The 2,744-nt window shown below is 73.1% G+C and carries 3 protein-coding genes; 1 reads left to right on the top strand and 2 read right to left on the bottom strand.

All coding sequences use genetic code 11. The features are described 5' to 3' along the window. Together QM633_RS09490 and hemB are read right to left on the bottom strand one after the other, a co-directional pair. Positions 1–519, bottom strand: a 519-nt coding sequence (locus tag QM633_RS09490; RefSeq protein ID WP_415153512.1) for an aminotransferase class III-fold pyridoxal phosphate-dependent enzyme, incomplete at its 3' end; no start/stop codon positions are given. Further along, positions 516–1,496 (bottom strand): porphobilinogen synthase, encoded by a 981-nt coding sequence (hemB, locus tag QM633_RS09485; RefSeq protein WP_415153511.1) that lies wholly within the window; start codon positions 1,494–1,496, stop codon positions 516–518. The genes hemB and QM633_RS09490, both read right to left, overlap by 4 nt. Before the next feature lie 177 nt (positions 1,497–1,673). Here hemB and QM633_RS09480 point away from each other — a divergent pair, with 177 nt between their 5' ends. After that, complete coding sequence (locus tag QM633_RS09480) at positions 1,674–2,459, top strand: HAD-IIA family hydrolase (protein WP_415153510.1); 786 nt, start codon at positions 1,674–1,676, stop codon at positions 2,457–2,459. The last annotated feature ends 285 nt before the right edge of the window (positions 2,460–2,744 follow it).

Genomic DNA, 2,744 nt, shown 5'->3' with positions numbered 1-2,744 from the left:
GGTGGCCGCGGCCGGGACGCCGGCCGAGCCGGGCAGGCCCGCGGTGGCGACCCCCGAGCCGGCCGCGGCCAGCAGCGCGTCGGAGTGGCCGTGGTAGCAGCCGGCGAACTTCACGATCAGGTCACGCCCGGTGGCGCCCCTGGCCAGCCGGACCGCGGTCATGCAGGCCTCGGTGCCGGTGGAGACGAACCGGACCTTCTGCGCCAGCGGCACCCGGTCGCGGACGAGTTCGGCCAGTTGGGCCTCGGCGAGGGTGGGTGCGCCGAAGGACAGCCCGCGGGCCGCGGCCGCCTGCACGGCGGCGACGACCTCCGGGTGGGCGTGGCCGAGAATGGCCGGCCCCCAGGAACCGACGAGGTCGACGTACTCGCGCCCGGCCACGTCCCACAGCAGCGCCGCCTCGGCGCGCGCGACGAACACCGGCGTCCCCCCGACCGAGCCGAAAGCGCGGACGGGCGAGGACACCCCGCCGGGGATGACCCCGCTCGCGCGGTCGAACGCCGCCCGGTTGGTGGTCATCGCAGCCGGCCCGCCAGCTCGAGCGCCGCATAGGTGAGCACGATGTCGGCGCCCGCCCGCGCGATCGCCGTGACCGCCTCGGTCAGCGCGGCATTCCGGTCGATCCAGCCGCGTTCGGCCGCGGCCGCGATCATCGCGTACTCGCCCGACACCTGGTAGGCGGCGACGGGGACGCGCGTCCAGGCGGCCACGTCGGCCAGCACGTCGAGGTAGTGGCTGGCCGGCTTCACCATCAGGATGTCGGCACCCTCCAGCTCGTCGAGGGACGCCTCGAGGCGCCCCTCGCGCCGGTTGGCCGGGTCCTGCTGGTAGGCGCGGCGGTCTCCGACCAGCGAAGAACCGACGGCTTCGCGGAAGGGCCCGTAGAAGGCGGAGGCGTACTTCACCGCGTACGCGAGGATCCCGACCTCGGCGAACCCGGCGAGGTCGAGGCCGGAGCGGATCGCGGCGACCTGGCCGTCCATCATCCCCGACGGGGCGACGAAGTGGGCGCCGGCCCTGGCCTGGGCGACGGCCTGGCGCACGTACAGCTCGACGGTGGCGTCGTTCGCCACCGTCCCGTCGGCGGCCAGGACGCCGCAGTGCCCGTGGTCGGTGAACTCGTCCAGGCAGGTGTCGGCGAAGATCGGCAGGTCGTCCCCCGTCTCGGCCCGCACGGCGGTGATCGCCCGGTTGAGGATGCCGTCCTCTGCCCAGCCGGCCGAGCCGGTCGCGTCCTTGTCGTCGGCCTCGGGAACGCCGAACAGGACGATGCCGCCCAGGCCCGCCTCGACGGCGCGGCCGGCCTCGGCGCGGACGGAGTCGAGGGTGTGCTGGACGACGCCGGGCAGCGAGCTGATCGGGCGCGGCTCGTCCAGCCCGTCCGCCACGAACACCGGCAGCAGGAGCTGCGCGGGCTGGACGCGGGTCTCGGCCACGAGCCTCCGGATCGCCGGGGTGCTGCGCAGCCGTCGTGGCCGCCGGACGGGTGGGATCATCCTCAGTTCCTCCTCAAGGTCCCCGCGTCACGGACTCGTCCGAGCCCTTCGCGAGCCTCGGCCCGTGGTTCGTGACGCGTCGGTGGGGTTGAGGTCCATTCTCGCGCATCGTCGGGATCGCGGTGCGCGGGCGGTCGGCGGCAGCGGGACGGGGCGAAGGGATGGGAGACTGTGCGCATGGGCAAGCGGAGTGTGCGTGACATCGAGTGCTTCCTGACCGACATGGACGGTGTGCTTGTCCACGAGGAGCAGCCGATCCCCGGGGCCGTCGAGCTGTTGCAGCGCTGGGTGGACACGTCCCGGCGGTTCCTGATCCTGACGAACAACTCCACCTACACCCCCCGCGATCTCGCCGCGCGGCTGGCCCGCTCGGGCCTGCAGGTGCCGGAGGAGAACCTGTGGACGTCGGCGATGGCGACCGGCGCCTTCCTGAAGTCCCAGTCGGGGGAGCGGACGGCGTACGTGATCGGCGAGGCGGGCATCACCACCGCGCTGCACGGGGCGGGATTCGTGCTCACCGACACCAATCCGTCCTACGTGGTCCTGGGCGAGACCCGCAACTACTCGTTCGAGGCGATCACGACGGCGATCCGCCTGATCAACGCCGGCGCCCGGTTCATCGTGACCAACCCCGACACGACCGGCCCTTCGCCGACCGGTGTGCTGCCGGCGACCGGGGCGGTGGCCGCCATGATCACGGCGGCGACCAACCGGCAGCCGTACGTGGTGGGCAAGCCGAACCCGATGATGTTCCGTTCCGCCATGAACCGGATCGAGGCGCACTCCGAGACCACCGCCATGATCGGCGACCGGATGGACACCGATATCGTCGCCGGCATGGAGGCGGGCCTGCTGACCGTCCTGGTCCTGTCGGGCGTCACCGCCCGCGAGGAGATCGAGACCTTCCCGTACCGCCCGAACCTCGTGCTCGACTCCGTCGCCGACCTCGTCCCCGAGCTCTAGCGAGCCCGCCCCGGCACGCGGGGACGGTTCTTTTCCCGTTCGCGGGACTGTCCCCTTTCTCGTTCGGGGGACGGTTCTGTTCCCGTTCGGGGGACTGTCCCCTTTCTCGTTCGGGGGACGGTTCTCTTCCCGTTCACCGGCGAGCAGGGGAGTGCTCCACTCGGCGGACGCGGTCGGCGGCAGGGACGCTCAGGCCAGCGCGCGCAGCGCGGCGTCGGCGATCGATGCGGCGTCCGGGCGGACGGCGACCGCGGCCACGTCCAGGCCCGCGGCTCTCGCGGCGGC

The organism is Propionicimonas sp., assembly GCF_047606205.1.
Taxonomy (GTDB): Bacteria; Actinomycetota; Actinomycetes; order Propionibacteriales; family Propionibacteriaceae; genus Propionicimonas.
The sequence above is the reverse complement of the archived record's forward strand: the minus strand, read 5'-3'. Positions and strand labels throughout refer to the sequence as shown.